Source organism: Corynebacterium endometrii, from assembly GCF_004795735.1.
Lineage (GTDB): Bacteria > Actinomycetota > Actinomycetes > Mycobacteriales > Mycobacteriaceae > Corynebacterium > Corynebacterium endometrii.
Genome location: NZ_CP039247.1, coordinates 1746007 through 1765789 on the forward strand (window position 1 = coordinate 1746007; position 19783 = coordinate 1765789).

Below are 19783 nucleotides of genomic sequence, written 5' to 3' on the forward strand. Positions count from 1 at the left end.
ATCCGGACATCCCGACAGCAGCAACTTTGTATCCTTTGGGAGAGGTGCTGTATAGTGGACTGCAATAGATCCCCGGTCAGGCCTCTTCCCCGTGAGGGAATGCACAAATGACCGGGGCCTTTCATTTCTATAGAGGCATACCGGGGTTAAGGGTCAAAGGGGATGCGGACACTCCCAACCCCAAGTCCTTCTCGATTGGGCGGCTATTGTCTGCGAGGGCTGCTTCATTTCAACTGGCTTGAGGCTTGAAACACCTCGAACACAATTCCGCGGGGGTTAGATGTTTGGTCCGTTGGTTCCATTACGGGGGTCGGCAGCGGGCGTTGGTTTAGACCGGTGTGCTGGTCAAAGCGTCGCGGGTTGTAACGCAAGTTACTTTCCTAAAAATACGTGGCGGCCACCACGCGCGGGATATACTAAACCCGTAAGGGGCGCCCAACCTGGTGAAGTCCGCGCTTGAAAAGGCGTGCAACTTAAAGTCCCTGTCACTTATATAAGGCGCGTCCCTTGCTTAGACCCTGAAAGTCGATGTAAGGAGTCCCCTCGTGAGCACCGCAGCCGCGCCTTCTTCAACTACCACGTATAAGGGCAATGACGCCCTGCTGATCGGTATCGTCCTTAGCGTTTCCACGTTCTGGCTCTTCGCCCAGACCGCAAGTATTAACGGCCCGTTGATGATCAACGACCTTGGCATCAACGCCGAGCTGTTTAACGCCGGAGTATCCGCCGCCGGCGTCGCCTGCGGCATCATCATCGCCGTGGCCGGCACCATCGCGGACCGCAACGGCCACGTCCGCTTCGTGATCATCGGCAACATCATCAACATCATCGGCTCGGTCCTGGTGGGCGCGGCGATGGGCGGGGCCGCCAGCGTGATGCTCATGGTCGGACGCGTGCTCCAGGGCTTTGCGGCCGGCTTCATCATGCCCGCTACCTTAAGTATGATTCGCTTCTTCTGGGAAGGAAAGGAGCGCCAGCGCGCCATTTCGATGTGGTCGCTGGGTAGCTTCGGTTCCTCCAGCCTCGCCGCCGCCTTCGGCGGTTTGCTGGCAACCACCCCACTCGGCTGGCGCGGCGTGTTCTTCCTCGGCGCAATAGTCTCCGTCATTGGTATCCTGCTGGTTCGCCGCGCGCCTGAGACTGAGACCCCACGCAGCGGCCTCAAGGGGCTGGACTGGCCCGGCATCGCGCTCTTTACCGTCGCCGTGGCCATCCTGTTTATCGTCATCACCCAGGCCAGCATGTTTAATTGGGGCGGCCTGACCCCATGGCTACTCATCGCCCTCGTCATCGCTGTAGCGGCCGTTCTGATTCCGGTCGAGCGCAAGAAGGACGCCCCATTCGTAGACTTCAAGCTCTTTGGCAACCGCCAGTTCAGCGGCGCGGTATTCGCCAACCTGCTGATTAACACCGCCGCCGGCGGCCTGGTGATTTCCGGCTGGACCCTGCAATTCGGCTACGGCCTAAGCAGCGGCACCGCGGGCGCAGTGACCATCGGTTTTGCCATCGCCATCTTCCTTACCCTGCGCATCGGCGAGAAGCTCATCGCCATCGTCGGCGTACGCACCCCCATGCTCATCGGCGCCGGGCTGGTGTGCTTGGCGATGCTCATCGGCATGGGCACCTTCCTAGAGAAGACCCCTTACCTCATTACCGTCGCAATCGCCTCGGTCTTCCTGGGCTTGGGCCTGGCCATCTTCGCCACCCCAACCACTGACGCCGCGCTTTCAGCCCTGCCGCCGCACCAGGCCGGCGTTGGCTCCGGCTTCTACAAGATGGCCTCCGCGCTGGGCAATGGCTTCGGCATCGCCGTAGCCGTGGCGGTGTTTAACTCCCAGCGTGAGGGTGGCGCCTTTGGCGAGTTCTTCGGAAACATCTTCACGTTCGCCGAGGTAGGCGACGTTGCCGCCCGCCAGGCGGGCCTTGCGGCCATGACCGTCAGCTTCATACTCGGCCTCCTCGCCGTGATTCTGGTCGCGGTCCTGGTACCGCGCAAGGCCAAGTCCTCGCTCGACGCGTCTTAGACCACCTACTTATCAACTCACCCCGCCTTCGATGCTCGCAGGGGCAGCGAAGACGGGGCCTAATCGGCAAAACCAAAGCGTAGACTGGCCGCGTAGTCTCCTCCCCCGATGGATGGACCCTATGGTCAGACCAACCCCTCACACGAAAAGGAGTAGAACTCATGACCACAACTGATTTGAGTAGCTTGCAGCAACAGATTGACCAGGCCGCGGAGCAAATCGCAGAAGAGGTCATCGCCTGGCGCCACCACCTCCACGAGAACCCGGAGCTATCCAACCGCGAGGTGGAAACGGAAGCCTACATCGTAGAACAGCTCAAGGGCATCGGCATCGGCGAGGAGGACATCACCACCGGCGTCGGCGGTCACGGCGTTGTGGCCTACATCCGCGGCGGCGCAGACGGTGATGAGGACAAGAAGACCGTCCTCCTGCGCGCCGATACGGACGCTTTGCCGGTCAAGGAGGACTCCGGCGAATCCTTCGCCTCCACCAAGGTGGATAAGGATTACCCGGGCGGCCCCTTCCCCATCGCGCACGCGTGCGGCCATGACACCCACGTGGCCATGCTGCTGGGCGCGTCAAAGATCCTGTTTGACATGCGTGATTCCATCCACGGCGATATCATGCTGGTCTTCCAGCCCGCCGAGGAGGGCCCACCGCAGGGCGAGCCGGGCGGCGCGGACCACATGGTCGCGCACATGACGGAGCAAGGCTTTTTCGAACCGAAGCCAACCATGGCCTTCGGCATCCACATCGGCGCCGGCCCAGTTGGTGCCATCGGTTACTCTGTCGGCGTCCAAAACGCCGCGTCTGAAACCGTCAAGATCACCGTCACGGGCCAGCAGGTTCACGCCTCTACCCCTTGGCAGGGCATCGACCCAATGCCGGCGGTGGGTGACATCCTCAGCAACATCGGGCAGATCTACCGCCAGGTAGACGTCAAGGAGCGCTTCGCCATTTCGCTGGGCCACATCGTGGACCAGGGCCGCTTCAACATCGTGGGCAACCAGGTGGAGATTTGGGGCACGGTGCGTTCCGTGGATGATTCGGTTCTTGATGACATCAATAAGCGCATCGAGCGTTACGTCGGCCACCTGGCCGAGGCCCACGGCTGCAAGGGCGAGGTGGAGTTCCTCGACCAGATTCCGCCCGTGGTCAACACCCCTGAGTGGGTCGAGGCGGTGCTTCCGGTGTACAAGCATGTGGCCGGCGACAATCCGGTCTCTGAGATTCCGGTCAGCATGGGTTATGACGATGTCTCAGAGTTCATCGCCCGCTTCGGCGGCGTCTACGCCCTGCTGGGCGGCCAAGACGTCCGCTACAACGCAGACGGCAGCGTTGAACTGACCCATGAATCCAGCCGCGGATTGGTACCAAACCACAGCCCGAAGTTCTACGTCAATGACGATGCGCTTGCGTACGGCGTGCGCCTACACGCACACATCGCCGTCGGCCACCTCATGGGTGACGTGAATTCCGCAGACAAGGGCGTGGATAAGTAACCGGCCACCCCCTCGCTTCCCATGGAGTGAAACAAATCACCCGGCGCATTCCCGCGATTTGGTCATTACATAAAGGAAAAGTATGACTTCGCGGGAGCAATCCGCTAAAGTACCTATTGAACAATAGATAGATAGGGATGCCCAGCCGGCCGCACCGCGGTACCTCGATATCTGACGGGTTCCGCGGTGCGGCGCATTTGGCCGGGTCTTTCCGCTTGAGCGATACGTGCGAGGGGAGCCTAGTGATGGCCTTAGAAAAGCAGGGACTTTACAGTCCCGATTATGAACACGACGCATGTGGCGTTGCCTTTGTCGCAGACATGTACGGGCGCGCCTCCCGCGACATTGTGGACAAGGGCATCCAGGCGCTCATTAACCTCGACCACCGCGGCGCGGCGGGCGCCGAGCCCAACACCGGTGACGGCGCAGGCATCCTCATACAGGTGCCGGACGCGTTTTGCCGCGAGGTAGCCCAGGAAAGCGGCTTTGAACTCCCCGCGGCCGGCGCGTACGCCACCGGTATCGCATTTTTGCCCCGCAAGCGCATGGCCATGCTGGACGCCAAGCGTGAGATTGAGGCCATCGCCGAGGAAGAGGGCGCAACCGTCCTCGGATGGCGCGAGGTTCCCGTGGACCCCTCTGACTTGGGCGAGATGGCCAAGGAGGCCATGCCAACCTTCCAGCAAATCTTTTTAACCGCCGAGGGCAAGACCGGCATTGATTTGGACCGCGTCATGTTCTTCGTCCGCAAGCGCTGCGAACGCGAGCTGGGCACCAAAAACGGCGAGGACACCATCTATTTCCCGTCCCTATCCGCGCGCACGATGGTCTACAAGGGCATGCTGACCACCCCGCAACTGGCGGACTTCTACGCGGATCTGCGCGACCCACGCATGGAATCCGCCCTCGCGGTGGTCCACTCCCGCTTCTCCACCAACACGTTCCCCTCCTGGCCGCTGGCCCACCCCTTCCGCATGGTGGCCCACAACGGTGAGATCAATACGGTCAAGGGCAACGAGAACTGGATGCGTGCCCGTGAGGCGCTCATCCAGTCTGAGCTGCTGGGCCCGCTGGACCGCGTATTGCCCATTTGTGAGTCCTCCGGTTCGGATACCGCGGTATTCGATGAGGCCTTAGAGCTGCTCCACCTGGGCGGGCGCAGCCTGCCGCATGCGGTCATGATGATGATTCCGCAGGCCTGGGAGCACCAGGACAATATTGACCCGCAGCTGCGGGATTTCTATGAGTACCACTCCTGCCTGATGGAGCCATGGGATGGCCCGGCCGCGGTCGCTTTTACCGATGGCACCCTCATCGGCGCCGTCCTTGACCGCAACGGTCTGCGCCCGGGCCGCATTTGGATTACCGATGACGGCCTGGTGGTCATGGCCTCCGAGGCCGGCGTGCTAGACATTGACCCGGCCAAGGTAGTCAAGCGCACGCGCGTCCGGCCGGGCCGCATGTTCCTCGTCGATACGGAAAACGGCCGCATCGTGGAGGACGATGAAATCAAGCAGCGGCTGGCGACCGCCCACCCGTACGGCGAGTGGATCCGGGACAATTTCGTCCACATCGAGGACCTGCCGCAGACCAGGTATGAGTACATGCCACACAACCGTGCGGTGCTGCGCCAGCGCACCTTCGGCATCACCGAAGAAGACGTGGACCTGATCATCCGCCCGATGGCGCTGACCGGCGCCGAAGCCATTGGCTCCATGGGCTCCGATACCCCAATCGCCGCCCTGTCCGCCCGCCCGCGCATGATCTATGACTTCTTCGCCCAGCGCTTCGCGCAGGTGACCAACCCGCCGCTGGATTCCATCCGCGAGAAGAACATCACCTCCATGTTCACGCTGCTGGGCGCGCAATCGGACGTATTAAACCCGGACGAGACCGCGGCACGCCGCCTGCACCTAGACGGCCCCATCATCGATAACCATCAGCTGGCGACCCTCATCCACGCCAACGATGAGGGCAAGGCTGAAAACTTTGGCGCGGCGGTCATCTCCGGCCTCTACCCCGTGGCGCACCACGGCAAGGGCATGCGCGAGGCCATTGCCCGCGTCCGCCGTGAGGTCTCCGCCGCCATCGCCGACGGTAAGACCCTCATCGTCCTCTCCGACCGCGATTCCGATGAGCGCTTCGCCCCCATCCCATCCCTGCTGCTGACCTCCGCGGTGCACCAGCACCTGGTTGCGGAGCGCACGCGCACCCGCGCTTCCCTGGTCATCGAGTCCGGCGACGCGCGCGAGGTCCACCACCTGGCCATGCTCGTAGGTTTCGGCGCGGACGCCATCAACCCGTACATGGCTTTTGAGACCATCGACGAGCTGCTCATGAAGGGCCAGCTGGGTGAGCTCACCCTGGACCAGGCGTGCGCGAATTACATCTCCGCCGCCACCACCGGCATCCTGAAGGTCATGTCCAAGATGGGCATCGCGGCGGTAAGCTCCTACCGCGGCGCCCAGCTGGCTGACTGCACCGGCCTGCACCAGGACCTGCTGGACGAATACTTCGGTGGCATCGATTCCCCAATCTCCGGCATGCACTTAGAGGACATCGCGGCCGACGTGGAGGCCCGCCACCGTTCCGCTTTCCTTCCCCGTCCGGAGGAAAACGCCCACCGCGATCTTGAGCTTGGCGGGGAATACAAGTGGCGCCGCGAGGGCGAATTCCACCTGTTTAACCCTGAGACCATCTTCAAGCTCCAGCACGCCACGAAGACCGGCCAGTACGCCATCTTCAAGGATTACACCCGCGCGGTCAACGACCAGTCCAAGCGCCTGGCCACCATCCGCGGCATGTTTGAATTCGTGCCGGACCGCCCGCCTATTTCCATCGATGAGGTGGAATCCGTGGCGGACATCGTCAAGCGCTTTTCCACCGGCGCCATGTCTTACGGTTCCATCTCCGCCGAAGCCCATGAGGTCCTGGCCATCGCCATGAACCGCCTGGGCGGCATGTCCAATTCCGGCGAGGGCGGCGAGGACGCCAAGCGCTTCCAGGTTGAGTCCAACGGCGATTGGAAGCGTTCCGCCATCAAGCAGGTGGCCTCCGGACGCTTCGGCGTGACCAGCCACTACCTGAATAACTGCACGGACATCCAGATCAAGATGGCCCAGGGCGCAAAACCGGGTGAGGGCGGCCAGCTGCCGCCCAACAAGGTCTACCCTTGGGTCGCTGAGGTGCGCATCACCACCCCGGGCGTGGGCCTTATCTCCCCACCGCCGCACCACGATATTTACTCCATCGAGGACCTCGCCCAGCTCATCCACGATCTCAAGTGCGCCAACCCGGATGCGCGCATCCACGTCAAGTTGGTTGCGGAGCGCGGCATTGGCGCCGTGGCCGCCGGCGTATCCAAGGCCCACGCTGACGTGGTGTTGGTCTCCGGCCATGACGGCGGTACCGGCGCTTCCCCGTTGACCTCCCTCAAGCATGCGGGCGGCCCGTGGGAGCTGGGGCTGGCCGAGACTCAGCAGACCCTGCTGCTCAACGGCCTGCGTGACCGCATCCGGGTCCAGGCCGATGGCCAGTTAAAGACCGGCCGCGACGTGATCATCGCCGCACTGCTCGGCGCGGAGGAGTACGGTTTCGCCACCGCACCACTGGTGGTCGAGGGCTGCGTCATGATGCGCGTGTGCCACCTGGATACGTGCCCGGTGGGTATTGCCACGCAGAATCCCGAGCTGCGTAAGAAGTTCACCGGCCGCGCCGAGCACGTGGTTAACTTCTTCACCTTCATCGCCGAGGAGGTGCGCGAGTACCTGGCCCAGCTGGGCTTCCGCTCCCTGGATGAGGCCATTGGCCAGGCCCAGGTCCTGCGCCAAAACAAGGAGGTGGGCCATGACCGCGCCCAGAACCTTGACCTGTCCCCCATCTTCGAGCGCGTCGAGTCCCCCCACTTCCGCAACCAGAACCTGCGCCAGACCAAGGAGCAAATCCACGGCCTGGAGAAGAACCTGGACAACAAGATCATCGCGGCGGCGCAGCTGACCATCGATGCCGCGGCCGCGAAGAACTCGGCCAACGCCCCCACGTGGATGGCCGGTGGTGAGAACCCCTCCATCAGCCTGGAATACCCGATCACCAACGTCAACCGTTCCGTGGGCACCATGGTGGGCTCCCGCGTGACCCGCGCCGCGGGCGCTGCGGGCCTGCCCGAGGACACGTTGAACCTCACCTTCCGCGGCTCCGCCGGCAACTCCTTTGGCGCATTCGTGCCAAGGGGCATGACCATGGACCTTGTTGGTGACGCCAATGACTTCGTGGGCAAGGGCCTATCCGGTGGCCGCATCATCGTCCGCCCGGATGAAAAGGCGCCGCGACAGCTCAAGCAGAACCCGGACATCATCGCCGGAAACGTCACGGCCTACGGCGCAACCTCCGGCGAGCTGTTCATCCGCGGGACCGTGGGCGAGCGTTTCTGCGTGCGTAACTCCGGCGCCACCGCCGTGGTTGAGGGCGTGGGCAACCACGGCTGTGAGTACATGACCGGCGGCAAGGTCGTCATCCTCGGCGAGATTGGAGAGAACTTCGGCGCGGGCATGTCAGGCGGCATAGCCTACGTCCTGCGCACGGAGGGCATCGAAAAGCGCCTGAACAAGGACGTGGCTAACGGCATCGAGGAGCTTGAGGACTCAGACGTTGAGTTCCTGTCCAAGGCCATTGCGGAGCACATTGCCCGCACCGGTTCTACCACCACCGCAACGCCTGCGGACATGGTGAAAATTGTCCCTGCGCCGTACCGCCGCGTGCTCGATGTTATCGAGGCAGCCCGCGCGGAGGGCCGCGATGAAAACGAAGCAATCATGGAGGCAGTGAAGTAATGGCCGATCCACACGGATTCCAAAAATTTGACCGTCAGGAGCCCGCTCACCGCCCGGTGCCGCTGCGCCTGATGGATTACAAAGAGGTCTACGAGGCGGCGCCCGAGGGCCAGATTGAGCAGCAGGCGCGCCGCTGCATGGACTGCGGCGTACCGTTCTGCCACGAGGGCTGTCCGCTGGGCAACATCATCCCCGAGTGGAATGACCTGGTGCGCCAGGACCGCTGGGAGGAGGCGTTTGACCGCCTGCACGCAACGAATAACTTCCCGGAGTTCACCGGCCGCCTGTGCCCCGCCCCGTGTGAGGGCGCGTGCGTCTTGGGCATCAATGATGATGCCGTGACCATCAAAAATGTGGAGCTGGCGATTGCCGAGCGCTCCTTTGACGAAGGCTGGGTAAAGCCCATCAAGCCTTCCCTCGACACCGGCATGACGGTTGCGGTGGTAGGCTCCGGCCCGGCCGGTTTGGCGGCTGCGCAGCAATTGACCCGCGCGGGCCACAAGGTGACCGTCTTCGAGCGCGATGACCGCATCGGCGGCCTGATGCGCTACGGCGTGCCCGAGTACAAGATGGAAAAGAAGTGGATTGACCGCCGCCTGAAGCAGATGGAGGAGGAAGGCACCGAGTTCCGCACCGGCGTATCCCCCACCGCCACGGATCTAAATTCCTTTGACGCCGTCATCCTGGCCACCGGCACCCCCGTTCCGCGCGACCTGGAGGTAGACGGCCGCGAGCTCACCGGCATCTACCCCGCGATGGAGTACCTCACCTGGCAAAATCGCGTCAATGAGGGGGACTATGATGAGCCCGCCATCAACGCCAAGGGCAAGAAGGTGGTCATCATCGGCGGCGGCGATACCGGCACTGACTGCTTTGGTACCGCCCTGCGCCAGGGCGCGGCGTCCGTCACCCAGTTCGATATTCGCCCTCGCGCGCCCAAGAACCGCGCGGCGTCTACCCCATGGCCGATGTACCCACTGCTTTATCGCACCGCCACGGCCCACGAGGAGGGTGAGTACATCATCACTGGCGACGAGTCCGCCGATGAGATTGCCGCCCTGGGCCTCGCCCAGCGGGCCGAGGGTGACTCACTGGGCCAGCGCGTCTATTCCGTCAATACCGTGTCATTCCACGGTGAGAATGGTCAGGTAAAGTCCCTGCGCGGTAACGAGGTCAAGGTTGTCGATGGCCGCCGCGTCCCCATGGAGGACACGGACTTTGAGATGGACGCGGACCTGGTTCTCATCGCCCTGGGCTTTACCGGCGCTGAGCGCGGCGGCGTTATCCATGAGTTGGGCGTTTCCTTCGATGAGCGTGGCCGCATGGTCCGCGATGAGGAATACCGCGCCGAGACCAAGCCGCTGTTCCCCGGTTTTAAACCACCGGTCTATGTGGCCGGCGATAACGGCCGCGGCCAGTCCCTCATCGTGTGGGCCATCGCCGAGGGCCGCGCGTGCGCCGCGGCCGTGGACGCTGACCTGATGGGTGAGACCGCGCTACCCGTGGCGGTAACGCCGCGCACCGCCCCGCTGGGGATCTAAGCCCGGCGCCCGCCGCGCGCGATTAGCCGCGGCGGGGTTAGACCGTGGTGCCGAAAAGCGCGCCCACGCCGAAGGTCACGGCAAGGCCCAGCGCCCCGCCCACGACGAGGCGCAACACGGACCTTGCGCGGTTGGTACCGGCAAGCGTCGCGGACGCTAACCCCGTCAGCGCTAGGGTCATGATGGTCACCGCCGCGACCATGGCGGCCGCGCTTCCTTCCGGGGCGAAGTATGCGGTCAGTAGCGGGAGGAGGGCGCCAACCACAAACGACGCGGCGGAGCACACCGCGGCCGCCCATGGGCTGGTCAGATCTTCGGAGTCGATGCCCAATTTCAATTGCAGGTGCGCCGCAAGGGTATCGCCCTGCTCCATCTCAAGCGCAGCCCTATCCGCGGTCTCCGCGCTCATCCCATATTCTTGCAGGATTCCGGCTAGCGCACGGTGCTCCTTAACCGGGAAATCGCGAAGCTCGGCCCGCTCTTTGGCAATCAGTACTTCCTCCGTGTCCCTTTGCGCGGACACGGAGACGTATTCCCCCAGCGCCATGGACACCGCGCCCGCAACCGTTGCGGCCAGGCCGGAAATCACGATGGTGTGGGCACTGGCCCCGGAACCAATCACGCCCAAAAGCAAAGCCGCGACGGACACGATTCCGTCATTGGCGCCCAGCACGCCGGCGCGCAGCGAGTTCAGGCGCGCGTGATGGCGGGAGTCGCGGGCTTCGGCGTGATCTACGAGTGTTTGAGTCATGGTTTTAAGGCTTTCCAACTCAAGTATGACCCCCACCTATGGGCGTTGTCTAGCAATCTTTGCCTACCCTGAACTGCGATAACGCAGCCTAACCTAACCGGAGATAGACCCCATTCCCGGCAATTATCTCCCCCGCTTCCCGAAGCGGCGGGCACCGCACTCAACGCAACAGACTTGGGGTTATCTGAATTTCATTTGGTGCGCCTATCACGTAGCCATGACCCCCACCAACGGCAGCGCCGCCCAGCGCGCCCCCGTGTATGTCCGTATCTCGCTTGAGCGTAAGGAAGAGGCGGGCGTTAAGCGTCAAGAAAAGGCGTACGCGACACACAACACGTTGAATCATGAGGGCAAGAAGGTGAAGTCCAACCGCAAGGTGGTAGGTCGTGCCCAGTGGCCTGCAATCTTCCCCGAAGAAGAGCACGAACAGCTCAAGGGCGTGCTCACCTACCCGGCACGAACGATGACCAAGGGACGCGGCCATAAGCCCGAGCACCTCGGCAGTGGCATTTTCCGGTGTGGTTGTGACGCCTGTCTTGCCGAGCCGGATAACGCCCGCGTCATGTAAGTGCGGTGGCGCAAGGAAAAGAACAAAGACGGCACCTAGCCAACCTTTTCGCCAGACATCAAAGTTAAAGCAACAGATAGGCTGTCCACTTGCATACTTCCGTCCCGAACGGATACGAAAGCCCCGCGTCGATTCTCGCGATCGAGGACAAACGCCGACCCAAAGCCATTGGCAGAACCGTTATGCCACGCCAGTTCACCAGTCGAGGCACTGGCCTCCTGAATGAACCACCCGGCTCCGATGGAATGTGACAGACCCTCAGAGCTTTCCAAATCCGTACGCCTCAATGGCGTGAATGCGTTCGTCCAGCCCGGTAAGGGGCTGTTAAGTATGGCGTTCATAATGATGACCATATCGTCTGCTGACGCTCGGACCCCGCCGGCTGGCGCGTAGCCTTCTCCCGTCCATGGCTCCTGTGCAGAGTTGAATATGCTCAATCCGGGAATATCGTCGTCCAGTTCTGGAGCACCGGGCTCCGGTACGTACAGGGTCGGGCATCCCAGTGGCTTTGCTATGCGATTGGAAATGAGATCTGGATAGGACACGCCGTCGGCGACAGCCAAGGCGTGCCCGAGCGCAGAACCCCCGAGGTTGGAATAGTAAAATCCTCTGGGTCGAACGGGAGTGTCCCTAAGTAGGGAGACGAGCTCATCGAGAGTTTCTGGCTGAGGATCTTTCTTCCGCAACAATCGCCAGCGAGAACGAAACGAAGCACGCCACCCACCACCAATGGTCGGTAATCCGGAGGTGTGAGTCGCGAGAGACTCTAGGGTTATCGAACCTGCCGCAACGCCATCGAGAGGAAGAAAAGTACCCAAGGTGTCTTCACTCGACACGGTACCTTCAGTGACCATCGAGGAGTAGATCAAGCCGTTGAGGGCTTTGCCTATCGAACCCATGTGGAATGTGCGCTCTGGCATCACCCCCACGCCCGCTGTCAGTGATCCACGTGGAAGTTCCGTGCTAACGAGTGCCACACATGCTCCAACATGGTCCGTACCTACCAGCGCACGTTGAAGTTTCGCCGACAATGATCGATCGCCGTAACGGAACATCGCGTCGTTGCTGATTTCCTCGCTCATACTGTGTTTAGTCTCCAAGCTGCAGCGCTGCTACTCCACTCTCTGCTGAGCACATTCTCGGAAGGTTGTTCTTGCTGTCATTCAACAGGTCTTGATTCCAGCGTAGCCCTAAGGTCATGCTTGGCCCAGTGTCTGTATCACCACTGAACCCAGGATGCTTCACAGTAGCCGGAACGGTAACCTTGCCCCCTTCTAGGAACCGTTGGTGGAGGCACTGTAGGCACAATTGGAGGTGATATAGGTGGTCCGCTCACAGGAGCATCACCTTCATGCTTCGACTAAGCAACTCCTCTTAACGTCGGTAGGGTTGGTAGTCACAGCACTGCTAACAACTCTCTTTTTCATTTGCCTCGGCATAAGTCATAAGCTTGCTTATTTCAGCCCACTATCGATAACAGCAGTTTTGCTATCAATCATCTTCTCCATAGTCGGCCCGAAGAAGAGGCGAAAAGCAGAATAGTTGAAGTTGAAAATTCCCCTTGCTGTTGTTAAGCCAGCTCATCCGGATCTGGAGCGCGTAATTAGATGGGGTAACCGGAAAGCCTTTAACAATCCGTTGGCCTGCCGCCAAGAAGTCTTTCGGTGGTGCATGCGCTACAACACTCGCCGGCGGCACTCATGGTGTCACCTGCCGGCCCGTGACGTCTTTGAAACCCAAAATTCAGCTACACTGACCAACAAAGCTTGGCTATCCCCGACATGTCTACTTTCCGGGGGGCAGACCCACCCAGCTCACCTAGGAGAACCCAGCATGGATTTTTCCACCCATCCGCCTAAACCACTCGAGTTCGGAAAAAACATCGACGACCTTGAATCCCAAATTGCAAATCCTTTCCGAATGCCCCTAATTTCCATGGAAACCCTGAGCGGAGCAGCTGACTTCAACGGGCAGATGCGATACGTGAAACTAGCCTTCAGAGACGGGCGATTGTTTGATTGTGAGATCCCGTCACTGGAACCAGGCGACACGTTCCTGGGTATTCCGGTACCCATGCGTGCCACCAAATTCCAAAATGAGTTGAAGAAACGCGATATCTCCACGAAGAAAGAGTCAGGTGGCATCACGATTACTGACACCGGAGTATCTTTCTACGTTTTTGAAGGAGAAATCGCCACCATCGGTTGGACCGCGACCGATTCGCAGACTGAAACCCCAGACTCCACCCAGAATTGTCTTGAAAATGATCAGTCTGCAAGCCCACAGCCCAAAACAACGCCGGCAAATGAATCAACGAACTTCACCGGTGACCTACCCCTGCCCTTCAAACTCGGCGGCACGGTCGAGGAAAACATCGCCCTTCTCGACGACTACTTCTTCAACAAGAAGGGATCCGGCACCGACCTCGAGGGCTTTCTGGTCATCGACGATGACTGTGCGGAGGAAGAGGTATGGAAGATCGTCTCGATCATCGAAGATGACACATGCGTCACCGCCCGAGTGGACTTCAACAACGAAAACGTCACCTTCCTGGGCGTTCCCATCGGCCCGGACAACTGCCTACCGGTGGAAGAAACAGCGCAGGCGCTCGAAGCAAAAGGCTTAAAAGTCATAACCCAGGAGTATGGACTCGTCCTTCCCGATCACTACATCACGATTGAGCCCGGTGATTTCATCTGCTACTGGGACCAGACATACTGGTCTCACGAAGAATTTCTCGCAGAAACCGTCGAACCGGAAGATTAGGCAAGAGGCTCTCCACACAGCCTGCTCCACAGGGAAGCAACAATGAATCTTTCCGAGTTCTTTTCTGAAACCGCTGAACCGGCCGATGCTGCCCGCCTCACCGCAATCGAGGATGCCATCGGCCGGACACTACCCGACGACTACCGGGCATTGATCAAAGAAACCGGCGGCGGCACCCTCACATCAGAGAAATGCATCATGCCCGGCCTTCCGGGCAGTGCCGAAGGTCTTGCCGCAGAGGACATCTTCGGCAACGGCAGCACAAGTACTGGCCGCTGCCTCGATCTGGCCACATACGCCACCTACCTCATGGAGGAATGGGGCATCCCCGCAGAAGTCCTCCTGTTTGCCACCACCGAAGACGGCATGCACAACTGCTTCGTCATCAACTACGACCACCCCGACTACCCCACAGGGGCCGTACTCCATCTCAACACCGACCCCGGTGGGGCCATGACCCGCGTCGCCGACTCCGTCACCGACTTCCTCAGCAAACTCGAACCTTATAGCGGGGAAGATGCCGAGGAATATCATCCCAGCGCAGGGCAAGAGGGAATGGGGCTCAAGGGTGCCTGGTACGGAGACCTCTCCAGCACCCTTACCCGCGCAGTCAACGCCACACCGACCCCCGACATGGAATATCTACTGCGTAAAGCAGCGGCATCTTTAGCAAATCCGCTCAACCTCAACATTTTCCAGCGTCCGAAGGAGGGAAGACGCTTCCTCGACGTGCTCTACTGGGTCACCCAGCACCTAAATCCGCAGGTTGATGCGGATACATACACGAATTACAATCACAAAGATGAAGAGGGCAACCTTGACGCTCTTCTACATGACTCGTTTTTAGTGGAGGGTCAGCGATACAGGTTCGTATGGGTTGCTGGTTTTGTAGACGCCTGGTGGAATGACCGCGTCGCAAGAGGCCTCCTCTCGCCAACCCCTAACGGTTTTGCCCTAGACAGAAGCTACATCGCGCAAGTCCTCGAGGAGCTCCGCGAGGAGGAACCTGTGGTCGGAAGCTAAATTCGGCCACTCAGGATAAGTACTTATAAAGCGTGGTCCGCCCGATCCCGAGTCGGCGGGCCACCTCCGCCTTAGGTACACCACCGGCCACCCACTGGTTCGCATGCGCAACCTGGGAGTCGGTAAGCGCTTTCGCACGGGCAATCCACTCAGCTTGGCGCTCCGTGTCTCACGTGCCCTTTACTGCAGCTCATCCCGAAAGATCTCCACAATGCCGTGCGCCACACAGGCGGATACGCTATATGGAGCAAACCACTGAATTCGTAAAGGACAACCATGACCGACTACAGCACACTTTTTGAATACCCGGCACAACCAGCAAATGAACAACGCATCCGAGAAATCGAGCACGGCCTGCGCCGCCGCCTGCCAGATGACTACACACGTCTCCTCTCCCGGACAGGGGGAGGATCCCTAAGCCTAAAGACCTGCTACCTCCCAGAAATAGAACTTCCCGACGGCGACGTGATCGACGTTGCCGTAGACAGCATCTACGGCAACGGAACAACCTCCAACAACTCGAACGTCGACCTGCTCGAGCAAGCAGCATTCTTGATGGAGGAATGGAACATCCCCCGCGAAGTCCTGCTATGCGCGGACAGTGAAGACGGAATGCACCAATGCTTCGTCATCAACTACGACTTGCCCGAGTTCCCAGCAGGATCAATACTGTATCTCGACACCGACCCCGATGGTGAAAGAGTGCAGGTCGCAGACTCATTCGACGACTTCCTAGCCCAGCTTGAACCACACCCCTCCGCTAGTGAGGCAGAAGAAGTCAGCCAGGACGGCATCGGCATCAAAGGAGTGCGATACGGCGCACTGTCCCAGCCACTCCAGCAAGCCCTGGCCGCCACCCCAACAACAGATATGGAGCAGTTGCTCCGCAAGGCGACTGAGCCGATCGCAGATTCCATAGGGGTAGCAATTACCGGAGATACGCCAGAAGGCCGCACCTTTTACGACGTGGTGTACTGGATCGTCCAGCACGTTGAACCGCAACACGATCCCAGGACATATGGCCGTTGGGGGCGCGAAGGGCAGGAACTGACATTCGGGGATTTGATGGGCGACTCATTTACAGTCCCGGACCAGAAGTACGGCGGGGTAGGCTACACATTGGGGTCAATCATTATGTGGTGGAATCGCCGGGTTAAAGAGGGCGTTCTGATCGAGACAGAAAACGGCTACATCATGGATGAAAACTACATCAACCAGGTTCTCGATCACCTTCGCCAGGGCTAGCGAACTGCAGCTTGATACCCACACTGTCTGCAAACTACGACTAGCCCCCTAAAGCTTCATCATTAGGGGGCATTTCTACGTGCGGGGAAGATATGTGTACAAGGTGGTCCGCCCGATCCCGAGTCGGCGGGCCCCTCCGCCTTGGGTACACCATCGGCCACCCACTGCCGCGCTTGCGCAACTTGGCCGCCGGTGAGCACTTTCGCCCGCCCCTTGTACACCCCGCGGGCTTTCGCCCGGGCAATTCCCTCAGCCTGACGCTCCTTAATAATGGCGCGCTCAAACTCCGCCACAGAACCCATCAAACCCAGCATGAGCTTGACGATCGGATCCGCCTTTGCCGAATCAGTCTGCCCCTCACGCAAGAACCTCACCGACGCGCCACGGCCCACCAAATCCTCGACGATCGTATGCAGATCCACCAGTGAGCGAGCAAGGCGATCCATGCTCGTCACGATGAGCTGATCCCCCTTGCGGAGATGCCGCAGTACCTCCTCCAGCTGGGGACGGTGCCGGGTCGAGCCGCTGATCTTTTCCTTATATATCTGAGACGCCTCCGGCCGCCTGGAGTCGCTCGAGCTGGCGGTCCAGAGTCTGTTCCAGGGAACTCACTCGGGCGTACCCGAACTTTTGTCCCAGAACGACGTCCTGGCGTTCGTCAATCTCTAGAGGTAATGACGGTTCTGTTCCGTAAGGCATGACTTAACCCTACCGAACAAGCGAAACTTGCAATTCAGAACTGTTCACTTAGGGTGTACTAAGTGAGACCTCTAAGGGTGAGTTAGAGACCTAGGCTTGGGGCTCTTGCCCCTTGCGGATCACTCTCTTTTCTGCCTCTAGATAACTTAGAACGTGTAAACACCACCGCCCAGACGCTCAAGATGTGAGTGTTGGGGCGGTGGCGGGGTAGGTGGCGCAAGTTGAACTGTGCAAAATGTTGACCAAAAGCGCTAAAAGGGGTTGAATTGAGGCTACGACGAGCCGGATACCGGAGCGTTGTCGCCTGGAGCCGCGTAGGCTCCAGAGCTTTTTCTTGACTAGGGACGCCACTTCCGCTCATGTACGAGGGCGGGGCCGAGCGCTTTTACAAGTCGCGCGGTAGCCCTACGTGCCGACTTGCTAGCGTACGTTTCTTCTCGGTGGCGGCGCAGCACATAGGCAGACATGTCGGCCGCCTGCACGCCCCTACTTTCCCTAGAGTCAACAAACTCAATGTCACCATCAACGCAAAGTAGCTTTTGGCTACGATAGACCGGGGTGCCAACGCGGGTAAACCCTTGGATTGCCTCGTTAAAGTCGTCTTGCTGCGGCACCATATCGGCTATGACCTTGCACATCTGCCCTTTAAGTGCGCAATACTCATTGACACGCTCGAGCGTATGGCGGAGGGCCACCTCGTGAGGGCTATCCGGGTACTTGTAGCGCGCATTGAGTCGGTTAACATCAACGCCATCAAAGTAGACTCGGGCACCCGAGTTCTGTATAGCGTGCAGCACCTTTTGATAGATGGACACACGCGCACCAAAATTGCCATTGAGGCCTTTCCAGTCGTCCAGCCCATTCATTGGGCGTGGCCATGAAACTCGGGCGATGTAAGCCATCTATTTCGCTCTCGCAGACCGTCAGCAAGCTCATCGAGCCGCGTCACCAAGGTCCCATTTTGTTTTTCGTCAACGAGGACGCCCGCCACGTAATAGTGATCTTTCTGCTAAGACTCGTCCACGAAGAGTTGGTACATGCGGGGTGTTCTCCTGCCGTTTGGGTACCAATGACCATAACCCACGCGCCGATTGCACAGCGAGACGCCGATATCGCATTGGCACAACCAGGGCATATGCATAAGACTGGCAATATTACCTGTGGATAACTCGCTTCGGAGCTCTCCCCGTAGGTGGCACCCTCTAACCAACAGACCTACCCCGACCATCGGTACACCAAACGGTGGTATTGATTAGTGCCCATAGTCGCACCCGCTCCCGGTTAGACCCGCTTGACGTATCCCATGCGCGGGCGGAAACCCTGAGGGTGTTTCATCTGCGCGGCTGCGTCCGCGATGCATAGCCGCGTCCGGCGGTCCACGGACTGCGGCAGCTGGGAGATGGGAAACCACCCAGCGTCGGTGTTTTCCTCATCGCTGACGGTGGGCTCCGCCCCATCCGGGACGGACAGACGAATGCAGGTATCGGCGAAGATGCACTCATCACCGTTGGAGTACGTCACCGGCCCCACGGTGCCCACGCCGATGAGAGCCTCCGCCTTAGCGTCGAGGCCTACTTCCTCCTTGACCTCGCGAACGGCGGCGGCCGCGGCCTCCTCGCCGGGTTCCATAATGCCGGCGATGGGCGCCCACTTGCCGTTATCCGCGCGGCGGGCCAAAAGCACGGAGGGCACCTCCCACAGTGGCGCCCCTGCTGGAACTGGGCGGAGAATTATCGCCGTCGCGGTAGGCAGAAAGAGCTGCTGGTTTCCTACTTTTTCACGAAGGTTAAGGATGAAATCCGGGGTAGCCATGCGCTCAATTGTAGCTGGCCACGCGAACCCCGAGCACTTCCTCAACCACGTGCTGGACGTCGGTGGTCGTGGTAAAGGACATTTCCATTCCCTGCCCCGCCGTCTCACAGGTTTGATGCTCTTCTAGCTTCTCCGTGGTACCGGAGACCAACCCCACGATGACCTCGCGGCCATCCACGGTGCCGAAGACCGGCCCACCGGAATCCCCCGTGCGCCCGCACACGGCCGCCCGCGCGGCTGAGGACTCCAACTCACCGTCCGGCGAGTGAAGCCTGCCCAGCTGAGAGTAGTGCGTGACCTCACCGCAGGTCTGTCCCGTCGAACGCCCCAGCTTGCAGACTCGGTTTGGGAGCTCATCAAGGCCTGCGGCGAATTGAGTTTCCATCTGACGGGTGAAGTGATACGTGGCCCACTGCGCATTGTCGTTGAGTTCTATGAACGCCACGTCCAACTTGTTGGAATTTACCGCGTACAGATCGGAGTGGATCACTTCTCCGATAGGCTCCGCGGGAAATATAAACTCCCCGTCCGCGGCCCCGGCCCACACCAGATCGCCCTGGCGCGCGCAATGGGACGCGGTCACGCCGATGGAACGGCCGTCCTCCAAGGTAAAAGAGTAAGCGGCCGTGCATACGTTGAAGTTGAAACTCTCGCCCGGGGTGGGATACGTGGAGGATATATCTAGCGCGGCGCCTGGGGGCAGCGGCGCGTCACTCGGTGCCACGATGTTCCCCTCCGGCCGTGACATGCCAGCCCTATCCGCTGACTCCACTGAGCTCTGCGCGCCTTTGGTCACTGATGGGCTCGCTTCTGCCGTCCGGCCAGCCCGCTCAGGGGCCTTCGCGCCCGCCGCATCGCCGCCATCCACCACGCCCATGGTCTCCGGGGCGGCGACGCGAGCATCCATTGGTGCGCAGGCGCTGGCGGCTGCGGCGGCCACTGCCGCCAGAGCTGCGGCGCACGCCATACGCATTCAATCAGCCTTTCATTGACCTACGGTCGGTTCTGGTGCCTGGAAAGGCC

General features: G+C 60.5%; 17 protein-coding genes. 9 read left to right on the top strand and 8 right to left on the bottom strand.

Features of this window, described 5'->3' with window-relative positions; all coding sequences use genetic code 11:
* Positions 1-545 precede the first annotated feature (545 nt).
* The 4 genes from CENDO_RS07850 (at position 546) to CENDO_RS07865 (ending at position 9896) form a co-directional block, all read left to right on the top strand.
* The gene (locus CENDO_RS07850) at positions 546-2024 is read left to right on the top strand and encodes an MFS transporter (RefSeq protein ID WP_168707189.1); all 1479 of its coding nucleotides are present in this window, start codon (positions 546-548) and stop codon (positions 2022-2024) included.
* Between the two features lie 161 nt (positions 2025-2185).
* Entirely contained in the window at positions 2186-3526 is a 1341-nt protein-coding gene (locus tag CENDO_RS07855) for a M20 metallopeptidase family protein (protein WP_136141545.1), read from the top strand.
* Between the two features lie 245 nt (positions 3527-3771).
* Complete coding sequence (gene gltB / locus CENDO_RS07860) at positions 3772-8355, top strand: glutamate synthase large subunit (RefSeq protein ID WP_136141546.1); 4584 nt, start codon at positions 3772-3774, stop codon at positions 8353-8355.
* Positions 8355-9896, top strand: coding sequence for a glutamate synthase subunit beta (locus CENDO_RS07865; protein ID WP_136141547.1), 1542 nt, complete (start codon positions 8355-8357; stop codon positions 9894-9896). The genes gltB and CENDO_RS07865 overlap by 1 nt, the downstream gene beginning before the upstream one ends.
* A 37-nt stretch (positions 9897-9933) precedes the next feature.
* On the opposite strand, the gene CENDO_RS07870 is transcribed toward CENDO_RS07865, so the two are convergent.
* Positions 9934-10647 (bottom strand): VIT1/CCC1 transporter family protein, encoded by a 714-nt coding sequence (locus CENDO_RS07870; RefSeq protein ID WP_136141548.1) that lies wholly within the window; start codon positions 10645-10647, stop codon positions 9934-9936.
* Positions 10648-10864: 217 nt separating this feature from the next.
* Here CENDO_RS07870 and CENDO_RS07875 point away from each other — a divergent pair, with 217 nt between their 5' ends.
* Entirely contained in the window at positions 10865-11215 is a 351-nt protein-coding gene (locus CENDO_RS07875) for a hypothetical protein (RefSeq protein ID WP_136141549.1), read from the top strand.
* A gap of 35 nt (positions 11216-11250) precedes the next feature.
* On the opposite strand, the gene CENDO_RS07880 is transcribed toward CENDO_RS07875, so the two are convergent.
* Positions 11251-12297, bottom strand: coding sequence for a serine hydrolase domain-containing protein (locus CENDO_RS07880; protein ID WP_246014227.1), 1047 nt, complete (start codon positions 12295-12297; stop codon positions 11251-11253).
* Between the two features lie 751 nt (positions 12298-13048).
* Between CENDO_RS07880 and CENDO_RS07890 the strand changes: the two genes are divergently transcribed.
* On the top strand, positions 13049-13981 hold the full coding sequence (locus tag CENDO_RS07890; protein WP_136141551.1) for a hypothetical protein: 933 nt from the start codon (positions 13049-13051) through the stop codon (positions 13979-13981).
* 42 nt (positions 13982-14023) lie between these two features.
* Positions 14024-15004 (top strand): SMI1/KNR4 family protein, encoded by a 981-nt coding sequence (locus CENDO_RS07895; protein ID WP_136141552.1) that lies wholly within the window; start codon positions 14024-14026, stop codon positions 15002-15004.
* 10 nt (positions 15005-15014) lie between these two features.
* On the opposite strand, the gene CENDO_RS11370 is transcribed toward CENDO_RS07895, so the two are convergent.
* The gene (locus CENDO_RS11370) at positions 15015-15149 is read right to left on the bottom strand and encodes a helix-turn-helix domain-containing protein (protein ID WP_136142215.1); all 135 of its coding nucleotides are present in this window, start codon (positions 15147-15149) and stop codon (positions 15015-15017) included.
* A gap of 38 nt (positions 15150-15187) precedes the next feature.
* Here CENDO_RS11370 and CENDO_RS11450 point away from each other — a divergent pair, with 38 nt between their 5' ends.
* Positions 15188-15271 carry an HNH endonuclease gene (locus tag CENDO_RS11450; RefSeq protein ID WP_136142216.1) on the top strand — a complete coding sequence of 28 codons (84 nt, stop codon included), beginning with the start codon at positions 15188-15190 and terminating at the stop codon, positions 15269-15271.
* Positions 15272-15280: 9 nt separating this feature from the next.
* Positions 15281-16249, top strand: coding sequence for an SMI1/KNR4 family protein (locus tag CENDO_RS07910; RefSeq protein WP_136141553.1), 969 nt, complete (start codon positions 15281-15283; stop codon positions 16247-16249).
* 62 nt (positions 16250-16311) lie between these two features.
* Here CENDO_RS07910 and CENDO_RS07915 read toward each other — a convergent pair whose 3' ends face one another.
* The 5 genes from CENDO_RS07915 to CENDO_RS07930 form a co-directional block, all read right to left on the bottom strand.
* Positions 16312-16794: a recombinase family protein gene (locus tag CENDO_RS07915; protein WP_342773427.1), complete on the bottom strand. Its 483-nt coding sequence runs from the start codon at positions 16792-16794 to the stop codon at positions 16312-16314.
* Complete coding sequence (locus CENDO_RS11310) at positions 16787-16948, bottom strand: recombinase family protein (protein WP_246014229.1); 162 nt, start codon at positions 16946-16948, stop codon at positions 16787-16789. The genes CENDO_RS07915 and CENDO_RS11310 overlap by 8 nt, the downstream gene beginning before the upstream one ends.
* A 338-nt stretch (positions 16949-17286) precedes the next feature.
* On the bottom strand, positions 17287-17814 hold the full coding sequence (locus tag CENDO_RS07920; protein WP_136141554.1) for a DUF3800 domain-containing protein: 528 nt from the start codon (positions 17812-17814) through the stop codon (positions 17287-17289).
* A 415-nt stretch (positions 17815-18229) separates the two neighbouring features.
* On the bottom strand, positions 18230-18760 hold the full coding sequence (locus CENDO_RS07925; RefSeq protein ID WP_136141555.1) for an NUDIX hydrolase: 531 nt from the start codon (positions 18758-18760) through the stop codon (positions 18230-18232).
* A gap of 4 nt (positions 18761-18764) precedes the next feature.
* A complete protein-coding gene (locus CENDO_RS07930; protein WP_246014231.1) occupies positions 18765-19733 on the bottom strand; it encodes a chymotrypsin family serine protease in 969 nt (322 codons plus the stop codon).
* Positions 19734-19783: the final 50 nt, after the last annotated feature.